Genomic DNA, 19,239 nt, shown 5'->3' with positions numbered 1-19,239 from the left:
ATGAGCAAATTTATAGGCTGATGAATTGAAAATAGCGAGCGAAGGTTAGTAATGATAGAGAGTGGTGGTGCTCTAACCAACTGAGCTAGGGTATTACTGAGATATGAGATTTAACTTATAAAGTGATTTGGTACGACCGAGTGGATTCGAACCACCGACCATTGGACCGGGTCATAGAGAGTGGTGGTGCTCTAACCAACTGAGCTACTGACTTATTGAGATAAGGCTTTTAACTTATAAAATGATTTGGTACGACCGAGTGGATTTGAACCACCGACCACTGGACCGGGTCATAGAGAGTGGTGGTGCTCTAACCAACTGAGCTACTGACTTATTGATATAAGGCTTTTAACTTATAAAATGATTTGGTACGACCGAGTGGATCCGAAGTATTGACTATTGGACCGGGTCATAGAGAGTGGTGGTGCTCTAACCAAATGAGCTACTGACTTATTGAGATAAGGCTTTTAACTTATAAAATGATTTGGTACGACCGAGTGGATTCGAACCACCGACCACTGGACCGGGTCATAGAGAGTGGTAGTGCTCTAACCAATTGAGCTACGGTTGTACTGAGATTTGAGTTTTAACTTATTAAATAAGTTGGTACGACCGAGTGGATTTGAGCCACCGACCATTGGACCGGGTCATAGAGAGTGGTGGTGCTCTAACCAACTGAGCTACGGTCGTACTGAGATTTGAGTTTTAACTTATTAAATAAGTTGGTACGACCGAGTGGATTTGAGCCACCGACCATTGGACCGGGTCATAGAGAGTGGTGGTGCTCTAACCAACTGAGCTACTGACTTATTGAGATAAGGGATTTAACTTATAAAATGATTTGGTACGACCGAGTGGATTCGAACCACCGACCATTGGACCGGGTCATAGAGAGTGGTGGTGCTCTAACCAACTGAGCTAGGGTATTACTGAGATATGAGATTTAACTTATCAAATAAGTTGGTACGACCGAGTGGATTTGAGCCACCGACCATTGGACCGGGTCATAGAGAGTGGTGGTGCTCTAACCAACTGAGCTACTGACTTATTGAGATAAGGGATTTAACTTATAAAGTGATTTGGTACGACCGAGTGGATTTGAGCCACCGACCATTGGACCGGGTCATAGAGAGTGGTGGTGCTCTAACCAACTGAGCTAGGGTATTACTGAGATATGAGATTTAACTTATAAAGTGATTTGGTACGACCGAGTGGATTTGAGCCACCGACCATTGGACCGCGTCATAGAGAGTGGTGGTGCTCTAACCAACTGAGCTACTGACTTATTGAGATAAGGGATTTAACTTATAAAATGATTTGGTACGACCGAGTGGATTCGAACCACCGACCATTGGACCGGGTCATAGAGAGTGGTGGTGCTCTAACCAACTGAGCTACTGACTTATTGAGATAAGGGATTTAACTTATAAAATGATTTGGTACGACCGAGTGGATTCGAACCACCGACCCCCACCATGTCAAGGTGGTGCTCTAACCAACTGAGCTACGGTCGTACTGGAATATGCATTTTAACTTATCAAATAAGTTGGTACGACCGAGTGGATTCGAACCACCGACCCCCACCATGTCAAGGTGGTGCTCTAACCAACTGAGCTACGGTCGTACTGAGATTTGAGTTTTAACTTATTAAATAAGTTGGTACGACCGAGTGGATTCGAACCACCGACCCCCACCATGTCAAGGTGGTGCTCTAACCAACTGAGCTACGGTCGTACAATGTTGAACTGTTATGACTGTTTTGTTGCATTAAGTCACTTGCCAACGGCCGCTAATATATAGTGAGCGTTCAGTGGGATCAAGTAAATTTGCTAAATTAATGTTTGTTTGCACTTTTTTCGTTCATACCGGTGCAACTTTACACACTTTGTAAAAGCGCTGCCACCACTGTGCGTGCTGTCGACTTGACGTTTTCAGTTCATCCATCAGCACGTCGGCATGATTTGGGTAGGGAGGATAGGGTATCGCCGCCGAAATTTTTGTCACAGAGTCACTTAATTCCTGTAGCTGGTTAGTCAGTTGAGCCTGATAAGGTTGCAATGTTGAAATTGAAAACTTATTGAATACATTGTGCAATATTTCGGCTTTACGTTGGTTTTTCCCCTCAGGACATACGGCTGCTTGGAGCTCTACTTGTGATAACCATTGCGTTAACGCTCGGTTCCAGCTAATTTGTTTGCGTGCACTGGTGAGCAAAGTCTGAACATAGTGATTGTTGTTTAATTTCCTGAGGGCAGGCGTGACACGCTCCGGATCAATCTTTTCTGGCGTTGACAGGGAGATCGCGATTGATGCCAAAGTGGCCAGGCCTTCGTTGGCTTGAATTTCATTATCAGTACCGCGCTTATCGATTTCGGTAAATGTCAGCCTGGTAAATTGAGTCAGTTCAGCCTCTGCCGACAGCATAAAAGCGAAATACTGACTCAAAGCCGTGCGTTTGTTTGCAGCGGCTTGCGCTAGGATCTGTTTAACTTCAGGGTCGCTGGTTCTGCTGTCCTCTATACATTGATCGGCAAGCTGAATGAAGCGCAGTTGATATTTAAAGACCTCGCTGGGCACGGCTAACTTGCCAAGCTGGTTATTGTGCGTGGCAACGTCCTGTGCCAGCGCGCAGTGTCCCAGATCCGCAAGCTGCAAAACAGAAAGCTTAAAAGACGCTTGTGGCCTGGAGGCTTTGTATGGCACCAGAGGGTCAGGCTTTTCAACTTTTAAAGGCGACAAGCCCAGCACATGGGCCAGTCTGTCCGCATATTCCTGGTTGATATCGCTGGCCACAGGAGTGCAGGCAGTTAAGACTGCACTAAACAGGATCAGGACGTAACGTATCAAGGCGTTTCCTCACAAAATACAGAAGTAATATCGCAGCGCAGGTTAAGCCAACGATAATACCAACCCAAAACCCTCTTGCGCCCATAGCCGGTACGAGTAAATCCGTCTTTGCGAGCACAAAGCCAAGGCTGAACCCAATCAACCAGTAAGAGACAAACGTGACTATGGTGATAGGGCTGGTGTACTTTAAGCCTCGCAATACGCCATTGGCGGCAACCTGCAAAGCGTCTGGCAATTGATAAATACAGGCCAGCACGATTATCCCGGAAGCGAGTACTGCAACCTCGGTGTTTTGAGTATATACCCAGGCAATTTCGTTGCGGATCACAAAAGTGAAGGTGGCAACTATAATAGAGACCACGACGGCACATACAAAGCTGGTGTAGACCGAGTTCACCAGTCGCGAGTAGTGCCCTTCACCCGATAAGGTGCCAATGCGTATCGCAATTGCCATGGACAAGCTCAGCGGCAGCATAAACAGAATAGTCGTGACACTGGCTGCTATCTGGTGCCCGGACACCGCGATTGCCCCCAGGTCTGCAATAAACAGAGGAATGCAGGCGAACAAGGTCACTTCGAAGAAAGTAGCAAGGCAAATGGGCAGACCCAGTTTAACTATCTGGAATTGAGTAGCAGCATGAGGGCGTGCAAACCCCTTAATTAACCAACGACCGTCCAGATATTTGTTGTAAAAACTATAGATGAGCTGGGCGACGGCCATGACCCAAAACACCAGCGTCGTTGCCAGGCCACATCCCGCACTACCCAGGGCTGGCATGCCAAGTTTGCCGTAAATAAAGACATAGTTAGCAAAGACATTGACCGCGAGGCCGAGCAAACTAATGTACAAAGCAGCTTTGGTATTGCCAACGCCTTCAGTCACATTGCGATAGACCGAAAACAATAAAAAGGCAGGCAGGCCCCATTTTACAAAATCAATATATTGCTGTGCCAGTGTGGTGATGGCACTGGCGGCACCTATCCGTGCAAAGACCAAAGGCGTGAAAGCACTGGCGATAAAGCCCAAAGAAGAGAGTAGCAATGCCAGATAAATACCTTGCTGGAAATAGGTTTTGATACCGTCACGTTGTTTGGCGCCGTCGCAATATGCCACCATACTGGTGATCGCAAGTAAAATCCCCTGCAATGAAAAAATCATCGGATTCCAGGTGCCGGTTGCAATAGACAATGCGGCAAGGTCCTCAGCACTCACTTGTCCTGCCATCATAGTGTCGACAACGGACATGAGCACAAGGGTTATCTGGGCAAAGAAGACGGGGGTGGCAAGGCGCACCAGGCGCTTAGCTTCCCATAAAGCGAATTTCATACTGAGTCTGGGTTTCCTAAAACGTTAATCTTAAATAACTTCCTAAAAACTTACCACTTTTATCCGATGAAAGGGCTGTTTAATCTGTTAACTGTTTGCGATACACTGCGCGCCACTATTTTCGAAAATCTGAGCGTTATGTTTACCGGAATTGTACAGACTCAAGCAACGGTGGTCAGTGCCGTTTTACGTGAAGGGGTCATGAGGTTAGTGTTATCAGTTGATAGCCGGTACCTGGAAAAATTGACTCATGGTGCAAGCATTGCAATTAATGGTTGTTGCCTGACAGTTACTGACTTTGAAGTGAGAGGGGCTGATGTCGTTGGTCAGGTATCCTTTGATGTGATTGATGAAACGCTCAAGCTGACCAACCTCAGTGGTTTGCAGCAGGGCGCCCGGGTTAATTTTGAACGTTCTGTGACCTTTGGCACCGAGTTGGGTGGACACATTGTATCTGGGCATGTGCATTGCCAGGGGGCAGTTGAACAAATCATTCAGGATGCAGACAACTGCCGGATCAAGCTTACCATCCCCGAACAGTGGAAAAAATATATTCTCTATAAGGGGTTTATTTGCGTTAATGGTGCAAGCTTAACCGTTGGCAAACTTGAAGAAGAGGGCTTTTGGCTTCACCTTATTCCAGAAACTTTGACGCTGACCAATATAGGCGGGGCGCGTGTTGGCGATGCGTTGAACATTGAAGTTGATCAGCAAACATATACCACCGTTAACACGGTTGAGCACTATCTGCGTAAAAACAGAGGAAACTTCTCTTTGTAATATGTCCTCACCTGGTTAATGTGAAAGAGGCTGATGAGAACATGGCATCTGCTTTTTGTTATTGCAAGGTACCCATGTGCACATCTAAAAAGCAACACAGTAAGGTTCGATACCTAGCGGTACAGTTGCTCAAAGAGAATATGCGATTCACCGACACGTCAATATAATCAGAAGAGCAGGTTAAGCACTCACATTGATTGCTTTGAAGCAGGCACAGTCAGTGCCTGTTAAAACACTTGTTCGTCGTCTGAGTCTACCCTCAGTTCAAGCTTGTTGATCGCATAGTCGATATGCATGTTTAAGTGAATAGGGTTGCAACAGGCTGCGCAATCTTCGTAGTAGTCCTGATCGCCCTCGCTGGCGTCGATACTAACAAAGATGTGGTGGCCGCAATGCGGGCAACTAATACGTTGGTCATACAGCTGCTTCATGAGTTTACTCCAACGAGTTTTCCATTTTTAGCATTAATAACTATAGCAGCATTGTGGATTATTACAGTAAAGTTGCACTTATTTGTATAGGGTTTCTATGTGGCTGGCCGCTTGTTTCAGGTAATCCCCTGCAAACATATTGGCATGGCACAAAAGAGGGTAAAGTTGATAGACGCGTCTACTTTCTTCGTGTCCATCCAGGCGCGGGTATACACTGTCGTACCCCTCGTAAAACGCCGCAGGTAAGGGAGCAAAAAGCTCACTGGATGCAAGATCAACTTCTCTGTCGCCGTAATAACAGGAAGGACAAAACAAGCAGGGCTTTCCCTGAGAAAAAGCAATATTACCGCGCCAAAAATGGCCGTGTAACAAAGAAGGGGCGACCTGATGAGGGAGCATGGGTTTTATCTCCTCAACAAACTTGTCTATATCTACAAGCTTGATGCCTTTCTCAGCCAATAGTTGTAACTGCCAAGCTATTCGCTCTTCCGCGAAAAACACTTCCCACTTTTTGTGCCATTGGTTTGGTTGCGCCAGATCAAAAAAGTAGTTGTCTTCCTCGAGACCGTACATTTGCTGTTCGTGGCGCGCATGTAATTTCGCTAAAGTCGTACCACAGGTAAACCAATCTTCCATCTCTCCCGAGGTTTCCAACCACTCGAGCACTAAAAAGCAGAACTCAATGCTTGAGCCAATTGTAATCGTATCTGCTATTAAAAAATCACTGTCTCGAATAAGTGTGTCGTGGTTTTTAGCCTCACACTCAAAACGCTCGAGGGCTTGTATGTGGTCGACTTTGACTAAGTAGCAGTGATGATCATTCTCTATCTTGAATAATCGAGCTTGTGCGTTGCAGGGCAACTGCGTTTTACGGGTAAACTCGAAATGTTCATGAATTGCTTCACTGATATACTGATTTACGAGATTCCACATAGTACCTTCACAGTTTGATCACTACACATATCCTAAACTATGGTCGATTTTTGCTATAACACAAATACTTGTAGACAGATTTAAATTCACTACAATATGCGGCCGAACAAAATACTCAGATCACAAGAGGCAATAATGAGTAAAAGTCTAGTGACGAATATTCTGGCCGCCGCAGTCGTACTTATTGGCTGGTTGATGAAAGTCGATGTACTGTTAACTATGGGACTGTTTGCACTATCCGGTGCAGTGACAAACTGGCTTGCAATTCACATGTTATTTGAAAAGGTGCCTGGTTTGTATGGATCGGGAGTTATCACTATTAAATTCAGAGAATTCAAAACAGCAATCCGTAAACTCATACTCGAAGAGTTTTTTAATGACGATAAGCTTCGTAGCTTTGCTCAAAAGAACGAAATTCAATTGGATCTTAAGCCTGTGATCACCCAAACGGATTTATCCCCTGCGTTCAATAAGCTGGTACAGGTTATTGAGGCCTCACAGTTTGGCGCTATGCTCGCAATGGTTGGTGGTAAAGAAGCTATTGAACCGATGAAAGACAGCTTTACGGATAAAATGAAAGAAGCCTTATTTGAGATCAGTGAAGGTCCGGAATTTCAGCAGCAGTTGTCAGGAATGCTGACCAGCGGGCAGTCGGTCGAGGCAATAAAAGTAGCCATTGAACATGCCGTAGAAGAGCGTCTGGCTGAACTGACACCTGCTATGGTAAAGAGTATCGTTCAGGACATGATCCATACCCACCTTGGGTGGCTCGTGGTTTGGGGTGGAGTATTCGGAGGTCTGTTTGGTTTATTAGCAACTTTAATATGACAGAACGAGTATAAAAGCGCTGAAAAGACTAATACCAGCGCATTGAGGCATCTTTTAATCAGATGCCGCAATGCGCTGGTGGTCACTCGGACTTACTTAGAACCATACACGGCAATGGTTTTGTGCTGTTCAGACATCGCGATATCACGAATTGAGGTATCTGTGGTGGAGTCAATATTGAGCAGCTGTGCAGACTTGTGGAGGTTAAATTTTTTCGCAAACTGAGCTACACTCAGATCGTTACAGGTCAGTTTGTCTGTAACAACCTTACGACTTATGTGGTGTGCGTTCAGCTCATTGAGTAACGTCAGGCGGTGGTTTGCTCCAACGGCAATACACAGTTGGGTGGCAATACTGTTGTCAGTTCCAACAAATTCAACTCCTCCAGCGTTAGCTGATAAACTGGTTGCCAGAAGCAGTGGTGACAGGATTAGGGTCGCGGCAAATTTCATGATGTTCTCCAGATTTATGTCAAGCTCACAACAAGTATTGATGCGAATAATGCAAAATGCTGTAACGGGACAATATCCGAATGTAAGTAACTATGTCTGAATTAAAAAGGCCAAGTAACAAGCTGATTTTAATGGTATAGTTGTTCTCGGCGTAAATGGAGATGTGGCGTTTCCTGGAAAACTTTTTTTCGATTAACCATTTCTCTTTGTTTCATTATAGTGCTGTTTTCGTTTGATTGAACTTAGATTAATACCTGTGTCAAAGCTGTGTCTATGCTTCTCTGATTGTGTCTGTATTGCTGGATAATTTGGTTTTTTAATCCAGTGTCGTACAGTCAAGATATCTACAAGCCACGAACAGTATTGGCACAATTTCATGGTGCAGTTGGTGTTTACTCGTGTTGTTGAGCGAAACAAGACTGGGCAATAGTCTACGAACAGGCTAGGCAAGTGGTGATTGCTTTGATTGAACGAGTGAATCTAAAGTTCAGATAAATCTATATTACAGGGAGAAAACTCGAAATGTGCAGGTGGCCGAGCTATATTGTGAACTGTCGAAACTAAGTTGCAATTTTACGTCAATTGTTAGCCAATAGCCTGCGGGGTGATCAATCACGCAGAACAATAAGAGAAAAATGATGCAAAAATTCAAGCCAACGGCGATTGTACTTGCATTAAGTACAGTTCTTCTTGGGTGCCAAGACAAAGGCCCTCAAAAAGAAAAAGTCACCATTGATAAAAATCCATACCCAAGTACCTACCAGCCGCTGAGCAAGGGCTCTACACTTATCACCAATGCAACGGTTTTGACCGGAACGGGTGAACGTCTCGAAGCAACTGATGTTTTACTTAAAGATGGTAAAATCAGTCAGGTAGGTCAGGATCTGTCTGCTCAGGCAGACGTGACGATAGATGCGCAGGGTAAGTGGGTTACACCTGGGATCATTGACGTGCACTCGCATTTGGGCGCTTATCCTAGTCCTTCTGTTGAATCACACGCGGATGGTAATGAAATAACAAAACCAAATACCGCTCAGGTTTGGGTAGAACATTCAGTTTGGCCACAAGATCCTGGTTTTAATCGTGCCCGTGAAGGGGGATCACAACCTTACAGATCCTACCCGGTTCTGCAAACTTGTTTGGTGGTCGCAGTGTGACATTGAAAAATGTGCCTTCACCAACAATGCAGGGTATGAAATTTCCAGATGCGCCATATGGCCTGAAAATGGCTTGTGGTGAAAACCCGAAACGGGTATATGGTGGCAAGGGCGTTGCGCCTTATACGCGTATGGGTAATATGGCCGGCTACCGAGCTGCCTGGGCAGAAGCGAGTGAGTACAAGCAGGCATGGGAGCAATATGAAGCAGCTTATGCCGCAGGTCTGAATCCGGATGCGCCAAAGCGTGATATTCGTCTTGACACGCTTCGTGGTGTGCTCGACGGTGAAATCTTGATCCATAACCACTGCTATAAAGCAGAAGAAATGGCGATGATGATCGACTTGTCCAAAGAGTTTGGTTATCACTCTGGCACTTTCCATCACGGTATCGAGGCCTATAAAGTAGCTGATCTTCTGGCTGAGAACGGAAACTGTGCTGCATTGTGGCCGGACTGGTGGGGCTTTAAGATGGAAGCCTATGACATGGTACCGGAAAACGTAGCAATCGTGGATGCTGTAAAGAATTCTTGTGCGGTTGTGCATTCAGACTCAGACACGACCATCCAGCGTTTGAACCATGAAGCGGCTAAAATCATGAATACAGCAAACCAGGCTGGTTTCTCACTGAAAGAGCAAGATGCGATTAAGTGGATCACTTATAATGCAGCTAAATCACTGGGTATTGAGGAGATAACTGGCTCAGTAAAGCAAGGTAAGCAAGCAGACATAGTGATCTGGGATCGAAACCCGTTCAGTGTTTACTCTAAAGCTGAAACTGTTTATATCGATGGTGCCAAAGTATATGACCGCCACGATGAAAAGTATCAGGCTGTAAGTGATTTTATGCTGGGTCAGCGCTAAGGAGTAAATGATGAAAAAGTTTAATGTTTCTTTATTGACTGGCGCACTGATGGCCTCTTCGGCTGTGTTCGCCCAGACGACAGCCATTACCAATGCAACAGTTCATACAATGACTGAAGCTGGTGTGCTTGAAGGGGCAACGGTTGTTATCGAGAATGGCACTATCACGGCAATCAATCCAAGCAACGTATCAGCCGATAAGACAATCGATGCTCAGGGTAGAGTATTGACGCCTGGTTTCATTGGCTCGATGAACCAGCTGGGTTTAGTTGAAGTCAGCGCGGTTGCCGGCTCACGAGATGGTGACGACGACAAAGCTGGTATTGATTTTGATGCCAGCCCTGCATTTAACCCAAGGTCGTCACTTATTCCTTATGGTCGCAAAGGTGGTATTACGCAGAATGTTGTGATCCCACATGGCGGTAAAAGTATTTTTGAGGGACTTGCGTTTGTTGTTGACCTTTCGGGTGAGTTTAACAGTGTACTTAAAACCAACACTGCGTTAGTCATCGATATGGATGCCAGCGGCAGCGGTTCTCGTGCAATGAAGTACAAGACTCTGACTGAAAAGCTGGAAGCGCAGCAAGAAAAGCTAGCGAAAGGCAAAAAAGACGACAAGAAAGACGCTAAAAAGCCAAGTCGCGAAGAACAGGTACTGAGTGCAGTACTTAAAGGTGAAATCCCTGTTGTTATTGAAGTTGAAAGGGCGTCGGATATCCTTGAAGTCCTCAAGGTTAAGGAACAGTTCGATCTGAAACTGGTATTATGGGGCGTCAATGATGCTGTACTGGTCAAAGATGAAATCGCCAAAGCAAAGGTGCCGGTGGTGATCAGTGCTGTTTCAAACTTACCGACTAGCTTCAGCTCCTTGCATGCCGACCTTACTAATGCTGGTAAGCTTGAGCGCGCTGGTGTTAAGGTACTACTATCAGGATTTGCCTTCGAAGGGGCGCATAATTTGTATCAATTACGGTTTGATGCAGGTATTGCGGTTGCCCACGGCATGAGCTATGAAGGTGCATTGAAAGCGGTAACCAGCAACATTGCAGAGACGTTCGGCCTTGATGGCGGTAAGATTGCCTCTGGTCAGCGTGCTGATTTAGTATTATGGAGTGCTGATCCATTTGAGTTTAGTACAACCTTAGACAAACTCTGGATTAATGGAGAAGAGGTAACTACCGAATCTCGCCACGATAAACTCAGAGAGCGCTATACTAACGACTCCGATATGCCAAGAGCGTACACTAAGTAAGCGTTAAATAGAGAAAGGCCCGTCAGGGCCTTTTTTTATTATTTTGGCAACGTAATTTCGCTCATCAATTTGCGTTTAATCGTTAGAAAAGCAAGACCGCTGGCGCTGTTGAACAAGGCCGCCATAGGATATAATTTGGCTAAGTCTTAAGAGGTTATAGCGTTTGAAGTGGCAAGCTCTGGTCGATAATCGACAGCGATTTTTCTGGGTTTTACAAATTGCAGGCTGGATAGGCTATGCACTAGTAAACTATATCGGTTCAAAAGTATTCGAAATGCGCGATATTTACGTATTTGTGATCGTGTTGAATGCTTACGCCGGTTGTTTAATGACGGTGCCATTGCGCTATTTGTATCGCAAGGTATGGAATGCTAAACCTCTACTGCTCATTTTTGTCGTTTTTAGCGCTTCGTATCTTACAGGCACATTGTGGTCTGTTGTTCAAAAGTTCAACATGTGGGAAATATACCGACACGGTTATCGCCCTGAAGAATGGTATTATTATCTGCAGCAAGGGCTGGATTCAGTTTATATTATTCTATGCTGGAGTGGCCTCTATTTCGGTATTAAATACTATCAGTTGCTTCAAAGCGAGCGGCAGAAAGCACTCAAAGCAAATACGATGGCACATGAAGCACAGCTGAAGATGCTGCGTTATCAGCTCAACCCTCACTTTCTTTTCAACACCTTGAACGCAATTTCGACTTTGATTTTGGTTGAAGAAAACAAAGATGCGAATCAAATGGTGTCCAGGCTGAGTGATTTCTTACGTTACACGCTAAACACGGATCCAATCAAAAAGGTGCCACTGGAGCAAGAGTTACATGCACTGAAACTCTACCTGAATATTGAAAAAGTACGTTTTGATGAACGTCTGGAAGTTGAGTTTGATATTACTGAGGATGCTAAACAGGCTTTGGTTCCTAGTTTGATTTTGCAGCCTTTAATTGAAAACTCGATTAAATATGCTATTGCGCATATGGCTAACGGTGGCAAAATTGAGATTAGGGCTCAGGTCTTTGCCAATGAGCTATTGTTAGAGGTAGGGGATAACGGACCCGGTGCCTCAATCGAAAATGGCCAGCTAAGCAATGCACAAGGAGTTGGCATCGCGAACACCCAGGACCGACTAAGAACCTTGTACGAAAACAACTATTCATTTGTGCTTGCGCACAACACACCTTCAGGATTGAAGGTGAATATACGAGTTCCTTTTGAAAAGGCTGAGAAGTAAAGTAATGAGCAAAATCAGAACACTAATTGTAGATGATGAGTCCCTAGCCAGAAAAGGCCTGGCGGTGCGCTTAAAACAAATAGAAGAGATAGAGGTTATCGAGTTGTGTAGCTCAGGAGAGCAGGCGCTTGAGTTATGCGCAAATCAGCAGATAGATCTTGTCTTTTTAGACATTCAAATGCCAACCATGAATGGTTTTGAAGTAGCCAGGGCGCTTAGTGAAAGTGTGAAGCCGCTGCCTGCCATCGTGTTTGTCACTGCTTTTGATCATTATGCAGTAAAAGCCTTTGAAATTCATGCTTTAGATTACATCCTAAAGCCCGTAGATGACAACAGACTAAAACAGGCGGTTGAAAAAGTGCATAGCTATTTGAAAACACAACAAGACAATGCTCACAAGAAAAAGCTCGCCAGCTTCGTTGCCGGTATTACTGGTAATAATTGCGAAGAAATCCTGCGTAAACTGGCTACAGGCGACACCATTGAAGACAAGAAGTATCCAGAGTCAATTGCAGTAAAAGAGCAAGGAGAGATCATTCGTGTATCTGCTGCATCGATTCAGTGGATCGATGCAGCCGGAGATTACATGTGCTTACACTGTTCTGACGGTCAGACACACATTCTTCGCAAAACAATGAAAGAGCTTGAGCAAGAATTGGATCCTAAGCTGTTTGTGCGTGTGCATCGTTCTGCCATCGTTAATACTAAGCAAATAAGTAAGTTGGTTACACAAAGTAGCGGAGAGTACTTATTGGTATTGGAGAATGGTCAGGAGCTTAAAGTAAGCCGCAGTTACAGAGACAAAGTAAAAGCTGCTTTAGCAAGTTAATGCATTTTAAGCAGCTCTATTATTGAGTGCTGAAAGGTAAATCCGGGCAGAAATGCTACCCGGAAATATCATTTCTTAGACGGTGACAATCTTCATTGTATTGGTCGCACCAATAGTTTCCATAACGTCGCCGTGAGTCAGGATCACCGTATCGCCTTGTTCCAGCGCACCTGTTTCTACCAGTGTATTTAGCGCATCGCGAACGGTTGATTCTTCACTGCATTTAGTAGAGTCAAAATAAACCGGATAAACGCCTCGATAAAGCGCTGTCTGGCCTAATGTTCTGGCATGTCTTGATAATGAGTAAATTGGCAAGCCAGAACTAATTCTTGACATTAATTTCGCTGTATTCCCTGATTCTGTCAGTGCCACTATGGCTTTCACTGAAGTCAGATGGTTAGCCGCATACATTGCAGATAGAGCCAGAGTCTCCGAAGTGTCGGTAAACATACTGTCTAAGCGGTGTTTTGAAATATGGGTTTGTGGCTGCGATTCAGCACCGAGGCAAACGCGTGCCATTGTTGCAACGGTTTCTTCCGGATAATCGCCTGCTGCTGTCTCAGCAGACAACATTACAGCATCAGTTCCATCGAGTACGGCATTCGCAACGTCCATAACCTCTGCGCGGGTCGGCATCGGATTGTCTATCATAGACTCCATCATCTGTGTTGCTGTGATGACTGTTCTGTTTAAAGAGCGCGCTCGACTAATGATTTGTTTTTGTTTACCAACCAATGCGGCATCACCGATCTCAACACCCAAGTCACCACGAGCAACCATTACGGCATCAGAAGCCAATACAATATCGTCAATCGCTTCAACAGACTCAACGGCTTCTGCACGTTCAATTTTAGCGAGTAACTGTGCATCTGAACCTGCCTTTTCTGCAAGAGCGCGCACATAGCGCATGTCTTCACCACTGCGAGGGAAAGAAACCGCGATGTAATCAACGCCTATTTCTGTAGCGGTCAGTAAATCCTGCTTATCTTTTTCCGTGAATGCGGGAGCTGTTAATCCACCACCCAGTCGATTAATACCTTTGTTGTTCGACAGAACACCACCTACGGTGACAGTACAATGTACTTTATTGCCCACTACTGAGTCGACAGTTAGTTGAATAAGCCCGTCGTTTAACAATAGCAAATCGCCCGATTTAACATCATTTGGTAGCTCTTTGTAGTCGATACCGACCGACTCGATGGTACCTTCACCTTTTTCGAGTTCTGCGTCTAGCGTAAATTTAGCGCCAACAGCCAGTTCTACTTTGCCGTCTTTGAACGTTGATACGCGAATTTTTGGTCCTTGCAAATCTGCCAGAATTGATACGTGTTTATTTAGTTTTTTTGCTATGTCTCTGACCGCCTGAGCCCGGTCTTTGTGGTCTTGTGCAACTCCGTGGGAAAAGTTTAAGCGGACAACGTTTGCGCCTGCACGAATGATTTTTTCTAAGTTATTATCTCTGTCCGTAGCTGGCCCAAGTGTTGCTACAATTTTTGTGCGTCTAAGCATCAGGTTCTCCTGTTGGCTTGTCTCGGTGACTTTTCTGGTTAACTTGCTGGGTTTTAAGAAAGAAATATCTTATAGCCCTTTTTAACATGCAAATTAAATTATATCATCTATATGAACTGATTATGACACCGGTGTCAGGTGTCGTCAATCATGACTTTTTGTCAATGGCTAGCCGCACTTATTTGGTTTTGTCTGATTTTCAAACAGTTGTGTGGATCGGTTAGGTAAGTTGTGCACTGCTGTATATCCTACTCAGCTGGGGTATAATTAAGGTGCGTTACCGATATAGTATAGAATTTGTTACCGAGGAGGAAACTTAATGCAAGTTGCATTAGTTGGTTTGGGTGTGATGGGGAAAAACCTCGCGCTAAATTTAGTAGAACAGGGTATGACGCTAGTCGCCTATGATAAAAACCCGGATGCAGGTGCCGAGCTATTGAGTTGCGCACAGTCATTGGGTATTGCCGAGCGCCTTCACATAGTTTCCGATCTTGCTGACATGGTAAAACGGTTGGACACACCTAGATCTGTTTTGCTGTTAGTACCGGCTGGTGAGCTGGTGGATAAGGTGTGTCAGGATTTAATCGAAGCAGGCGTTGAAAAGGGCGACATCATTGTTGATTGTGGTAACAGCAACTACAAAGATGGTATTGCTCGTAAACTTAAATACCAAAATAAATTTGAGTTTGCCACGATGGGGATTTCCGGTGGTGCGGAAGGTGCTCGGCATGGTCCTGCCATGATGGCCAGCGGTTCAGAAGGCGGTTGGGAACGTTTGATCCCTTGGTTTGAAAAAGTGGCCGCCACACATAACGGCGAATCTTGCTTCGCGCGTGTTGGTCAGTCTGCTAGCGGTCATTTTGTAAAAATGGTTCACAACGGGATTGAGTATGCATTGATGCAATTGATTGCGGAGATGTATCAGTTGTTGCGGATCGGCACAGGTCGAACGCCAGCCCAAGTCGCTGAGGTATTTAAAGAGTGGTCTGAAGGACAGCTCAATAGTTATCTTCTGGCAATATCCAGCCATATCCTTAGCCTGGAGAGCGAAAAAAATGAACCGGTGGTCGACCTGATTGATAATAAAGTAGGTGCGAAGGGTACTGGTCTTTGGACAGCACAAAATGCGTTGGAGCTTGGAATTGCGGTGCCTTCTTTGGTTGCAGCTGTGCAGGCACGACACTTGACTAACACCATAGATACACCTGCAGCGAAAGAAATGACCTATGCTAATCGTGATACAAACAACGTTGAGTTGGATCTATGCGAGCTAAGAGACGCATTCTATTTCGCCAGCCTGCTGTGCTACCGCCAGGGCCTGGCACTTATCAAAGGTGCATCCAGGTCGCATCAGTGGAAAGTAGATTTAGATAAGACGCTTCAAACATGGCGTGCAGGTTGTATCATCCGAGCAGATTACCTGGATGACATTGCCAAAGGGGTTGAATACATTGATACCCTGGAAGGGCCTGCAAACGCCCTGCGCAAAGTGGCTGGGCAAGCTATTCAAAGTGGCCTTGCATTCCCTGTGCTCACTTCAACGCAAACCTACATTGCGACATTGAGCACACCTAGTAATGGTCACTTAGTGCAAGCACAGCGAGACTACTTTGGTGAGCATGGTATTAAAACGCACAGTGGAGAATCATGCCATTTGACCGACCTGACTGAGATAGCAGCTAAAGTGAGATAACGGTAGAACTTCTAAAAGCCCGGAGGTTTAATAGACGTCCGGGCTTTTTTGTAACGATAAACTTGCTTATCGGGTCAATTCACCACGCAGGTTGTCCTGCATAAGGTGGCGAACCGTTTCCAACTCAAGATCCTGACTGAATAGATAGTGTAATTTTGTCAAACAGGCTTCAAGTGTCATATCGTAGCCACTAATCACGCCACAGTTAAGCAGAGCATTGCCAGTTGCATAGCCACCCATGTTGACCTGGCCCTGAATACACTGGGTTAAATTCACAATAACAACGCCTTTATCTGACGCCGCTTTCAGCGCATTGAGAATATCTTCTTGCTGTGGTGCGTTACCGACGCCAAAACTGAGCAGGATAAGTGCTTTAACATCACATTGCAGAACATTAGCTACCATAGTACTGCTAATCCCCGGGTAAAGATGCAATACACCTATTGGTTGTGACGCTATAGAAGTAACCCGCAAGGCTTGATCTACGTACGGACTTAACTGACCTTCTATCAACTGAATATTAATACCAGCTTGTGCGAGCGGTGCCATATTCGGTGACGCAAAAGCGTCAAACCCATCAGCATGTGCTTTGATGGCTCGGTTACCACGAAATAATTTATTATTGAAAAACAGGCTCACCTCAGCAATGGGATAGTTCGCAGCAAGGTACATCGCGTTAAGCAGATTAACCTGGCCGTCAGAGCGAAGCTGAGACAGGGGGATCTGAGAGCCCGTTATGATCACAGGTTTAGTCAGATTCTCAAACATAAATGACAATGCTGACGCAGTATATGCCATGGTATCTGTGCCATGAAGCACCACGAACCCGTCATACTCTTCGTACTTACTTTTTATGTCATCGGCTATCAGTTGCCAGTGTAGTGGAGACATGTCCGACGAATCTATAAGCGGGCAGTATTCATGAATGTCGAACAGGGGCATTTCTTCTCGGGTAAACTCGGCATTACTTTTGACCGTTTCAGTCAAATAGCCCGCAACAGGAACATAGCCCCGGCTGGATTGCTTCATACCAATTGTACCGCCTGTGTAGGCAATATAGATTTTTTTTCTTTTCATTCTGCTACCTAAAAAAAAGCCCGGAATTCAGTCCGGGCTAATTATATCAACTGCAGCATCACAATGCAGTCAAATCGAAGAGACATTCTCTATTCTGCGACAACACAGGCCGTACACAGGGTATAGATGTTGTTTGGGTCATTAAACTGTGAGATTAAGTTGGCATTATGCCTGACCTGATTTAGAAGCTGGCTCAGGCCCTGGTTCGCTATAGAGCTTAGCTGAGTCACTGGATCGTCAGAAGACGTAGTCAACAGTGATTGGACTGCAGCAGAGCCAAAAATATCCTGAAGCAGCTGTTCTTTTTCAGACAAAGTTTGCTCAACAGTGAATACGTCATAATGCTCCAGATTCGCCATTTGAGCAGCTGCCTCTATTGCCTCTTGTTTGGTGCCCAGTTTATCAACTAACCCAAATTCCTGTGCCTGAGTGGCGAGCCACACTCTGCCCTGAGCAACATTATCAACATCAGAGACCGGAAGGTTTCGCGAATCAGCAATGACAGAAATAAACTTGTTGTAAGCATCTTCAACGCCCATCTGTAATACATGTGCAAATTTAGGGTCCAGGCCTCGTGCTAAAGAGGAAGACTTTAGCTCAGTGGTGGCGACACCATCAGAGTAAATCCCAAGCTCCTTAAGAGAGTTTTCAAAAGTTAGAATGGTCCCGAATACACCAATCGAGCCGGTAATCGTGCTAGGAGATGCCCAGATTTCATTGGCTGAAGCAGCAATCCAATATCCACCGGACGCTGCGACTGACCCCATAGAGGCAATGACGGGTTTGCCTGCGGCTTTAATGGCCAGCACTTCATTACGAATGATTTCAGATGCAAACATGCTCCCGCCGCCAGAATCGATTCTTAACACCACAGCTTTTACTTTTTCGTCCAGCCTTGCTTGGCGCAGGAGTGCAGCAGTTGAGTCTCCACCAATCATGCCAGCCTTGCGTTTACCATCAACGATGTTGCCTTTGGCTACGACTACTGCCACCTTATCTGTAAATGGATTTACACCAAAGCCATCAGATGCCACTGCATTATAATAGTCTTCAAATGCGACTTGTTTGAACCGCTTACCATTGTCCTGGGTCCCAACCAGCTCGATGAGCTTTTGATTAAACTCCTGATCGGTTTCAAGTTTATCAACCCAGCCATACTTAACGGCAAACTGTGCAGAGTCACCGGTCACAGAGGCCATTTTATCAACAAACTGAGTTAATGTTTCGTCAAAGTTTGCAGTATCAAATCCGCGCTTATTCGCTACATCTTGCTTGTACTGTGCCCACAGGGCATTCAGCCACATTTGGTTGGCTTCTTTTGCTGCTTCAGACATATCATTACGAATAAAAGGTTCTACCGCTGATTTATAAGTGCCAACGCGGAAGATATGCTGAGTGACTTTGAGCTTTTCAAGAGCATCTTTAAAGTACATAGGATAGGAGCCATAGCCACTGATATTAATACCCCCATAAGGGTGGATGGAAACTTCATCAGCATGGGCTGCCAGATAATACTGAGACTGACTAAAGTATGGGCTATGTGCAAACACTTTTTTATTAGCGGCTTTAAATCCCTCTATAGCGCTTGCAATATCGCGTAACTTATCAAGGTGCGCGTAATGCATATGGCGTAAATCTAAATAGAGTGCCTTAATACGAGCATCATTGGCGGCAATATTAATAGTATCAACGACGTCATCAACCAACATCTCTTTTGGCATGTCTTGCTTACCAAAAATGTCTCCCATTGCTGCGTCTACCGGGTCCACATAAGTGAGCTGCTCAACCAGTTTTCCTGACAGGTTAAGACGCAATACACTGTTTTGTGCAATCTGTGGCTCTTTCTCCGTTGGGAGTGCAGCTAAGACAGCCGCGATAATGAGGAAAAAGAACAAAAAATTGAGAACCAGGCGGCGAGAAAAGTTCAGCGCGTGCCAGATACCGAGAAAAAATTTACCGATCAATTTCAAAGCCGTACCTCTGAATGTCTAAGTGGAATGTACTCAATATTAATCATAACTTAGTTG

General features: G+C 45.1%; 14 protein-coding genes, 5 tRNA genes and 1 pseudogene. 7 read left to right on the top strand and 13 right to left on the bottom strand.

Annotation, left to right across the window (positions count from 1 at the left end):
• Positions 1 to 485: 485 nt before the first annotated feature.
• The 7 genes from ELR70_RS15405 to ELR70_RS15375 form a co-directional block, all read right to left on the bottom strand.
• Positions 486 to 571 (bottom strand) — tRNA-OTHER (locus ELR70_RS15405).
• 33 nt (positions 572 to 604) lie between these two features.
• A tRNA-OTHER gene (locus ELR70_RS15400) sits at positions 605 to 690 on the bottom strand.
• Positions 691 to 1,437: 747 nt separating this feature from the next.
• Positions 1,438 to 1,514 (bottom strand) — tRNA-Val (locus ELR70_RS15395).
• Positions 1,515 to 1,547: 33 nt separating this feature from the next.
• Positions 1,548 to 1,624: transfer RNA gene (locus ELR70_RS15390), tRNA-Val, on the bottom strand.
• A gap of 33 nt (positions 1,625 to 1,657) precedes the next feature.
• Positions 1,658 to 1,734: transfer RNA gene (locus tag ELR70_RS15385), tRNA-Val, on the bottom strand.
• Between the two features lie 126 nt (positions 1,735 to 1,860).
• The gene (locus ELR70_RS15380) at positions 1,861 to 2,847 is read right to left on the bottom strand and encodes a DUF3080 family protein (RefSeq protein ID WP_054014996.1); all 987 of its coding nucleotides are present in this window, start codon (positions 2,845 to 2,847) and stop codon (positions 1,861 to 1,863) included.
• Entirely contained in the window at positions 2,819 to 4,174 is a 1,356-nt protein-coding gene (locus ELR70_RS15375) for an MATE family efflux transporter (RefSeq protein WP_054014997.1), read from the bottom strand. The genes ELR70_RS15380 and ELR70_RS15375 overlap by 29 nt, the downstream gene beginning before the upstream one ends.
• A 138-nt stretch (positions 4,175 to 4,312) precedes the next feature.
• On the opposite strand from ELR70_RS15375, the gene ELR70_RS15370 reads away from it, so the two are divergent.
• A complete protein-coding gene (locus ELR70_RS15370; RefSeq protein ID WP_054015278.1) occupies positions 4,313 to 4,954 on the top strand; it encodes a riboflavin synthase in 642 nt (213 codons plus the stop codon).
• Between the two features lie 227 nt (positions 4,955 to 5,181).
• Here ELR70_RS15370 and ELR70_RS15365 read toward each other — a convergent pair whose 3' ends face one another.
• Both ELR70_RS15365 and ELR70_RS15360 read right to left on the bottom strand, forming a co-directional pair.
• Positions 5,182 to 5,385 (bottom strand): CPXCG motif-containing cysteine-rich protein, encoded by a 204-nt coding sequence (locus ELR70_RS15365; RefSeq protein WP_054014998.1) that lies wholly within the window; start codon positions 5,383 to 5,385, stop codon positions 5,182 to 5,184.
• Between the two features lie 78 nt (positions 5,386 to 5,463).
• Complete coding sequence (locus ELR70_RS15360; protein WP_054014999.1) at positions 5,464 to 6,318, bottom strand: fructosamine kinase family protein; 855 nt, start codon at positions 6,316 to 6,318, stop codon at positions 5,464 to 5,466.
• 135 nt (positions 6,319 to 6,453) lie between these two features.
• Here ELR70_RS15360 and ELR70_RS15355 point away from each other — a divergent pair, with 135 nt between their 5' ends.
• Positions 6,454 to 7,146 (top strand): hypothetical protein, encoded by a 693-nt coding sequence (locus ELR70_RS15355; protein WP_054015000.1) that lies wholly within the window; start codon positions 6,454 to 6,456, stop codon positions 7,144 to 7,146.
• Between the two features lie 92 nt (positions 7,147 to 7,238).
• Here the strand turns inward: ELR70_RS15355 and ELR70_RS15350 are convergent, their stop codons facing one another.
• Positions 7,239 to 7,598 (bottom strand): DUF3718 domain-containing protein, encoded by a 360-nt coding sequence (locus ELR70_RS15350; RefSeq protein ID WP_054015001.1) that lies wholly within the window; start codon positions 7,596 to 7,598, stop codon positions 7,239 to 7,241.
• Positions 7,599 to 8,236: 638 nt separating this feature from the next.
• Here ELR70_RS15350 and ELR70_RS15345 point away from each other — a divergent pair.
• From ELR70_RS15345 to ELR70_RS15330, 4 genes and pseudogenes are all read left to right on the top strand, one after another.
• Positions 8,237 to 9,618: pseudogene (locus ELR70_RS15345) on the top strand (amidohydrolase).
• A gap of 10 nt (positions 9,619 to 9,628) precedes the next feature.
• Complete coding sequence (locus ELR70_RS15340; RefSeq protein ID WP_054015003.1) at positions 9,629 to 10,870, top strand: amidohydrolase family protein; 1,242 nt, start codon at positions 9,629 to 9,631, stop codon at positions 10,868 to 10,870.
• A gap of 163 nt (positions 10,871 to 11,033) precedes the next feature.
• Entirely contained in the window at positions 11,034 to 12,104 is a 1,071-nt protein-coding gene (locus tag ELR70_RS15335) for a histidine kinase (RefSeq protein WP_054015004.1), read from the top strand.
• Positions 12,105 to 12,108: 4 nt separating this feature from the next.
• Complete coding sequence (locus ELR70_RS15330) at positions 12,109 to 12,933, top strand: LytTR family DNA-binding domain-containing protein (RefSeq protein ID WP_054015005.1); 825 nt, start codon at positions 12,109 to 12,111, stop codon at positions 12,931 to 12,933.
• A gap of 75 nt (positions 12,934 to 13,008) precedes the next feature.
• Here the strand turns inward: ELR70_RS15330 and pyk are convergent, their stop codons facing one another.
• Positions 13,009 to 14,442: a pyruvate kinase gene (pyk, locus tag ELR70_RS15325; RefSeq protein WP_054015006.1), complete on the bottom strand. Its 1,434-nt coding sequence runs from the start codon at positions 14,440 to 14,442 to the stop codon at positions 13,009 to 13,011.
• Positions 14,443 to 14,761: 319 nt separating this feature from the next.
• On the opposite strand from pyk, the gene gndA reads away from it, so the two are divergent.
• Complete coding sequence (gene gndA, locus ELR70_RS15320) at positions 14,762 to 16,135, top strand: NADP-dependent phosphogluconate dehydrogenase (RefSeq protein WP_054015007.1); 1,374 nt, start codon at positions 14,762 to 14,764, stop codon at positions 16,133 to 16,135.
• 66 nt (positions 16,136 to 16,201) lie between these two features.
• On the opposite strand, the gene ansA is transcribed toward gndA, so the two are convergent.
• Together ansA and sppA are read right to left on the bottom strand one after the other, a co-directional pair.
• The gene (ansA, locus tag ELR70_RS15315) at positions 16,202 to 17,212 is read right to left on the bottom strand and encodes an asparaginase (RefSeq protein ID WP_054015008.1); all 1,011 of its coding nucleotides are present in this window, start codon (positions 17,210 to 17,212) and stop codon (positions 16,202 to 16,204) included.
• 89 nt (positions 17,213 to 17,301) lie between these two features.
• Positions 17,302 to 19,176 (bottom strand): signal peptide peptidase SppA, encoded by a 1,875-nt coding sequence (gene sppA / locus ELR70_RS15310; protein ID WP_054015279.1) that lies wholly within the window; start codon positions 19,174 to 19,176, stop codon positions 17,302 to 17,304.
• Positions 19,177 to 19,239: the final 63 nt, after the last annotated feature.

The organism is Pseudoalteromonas sp. R3, from assembly GCF_004014715.1.
GTDB lineage: Bacteria > Pseudomonadota > Gammaproteobacteria > Enterobacterales > Alteromonadaceae > Pseudoalteromonas.
This window is presented reverse-complemented; position numbering and strand designations above follow the sequence as displayed.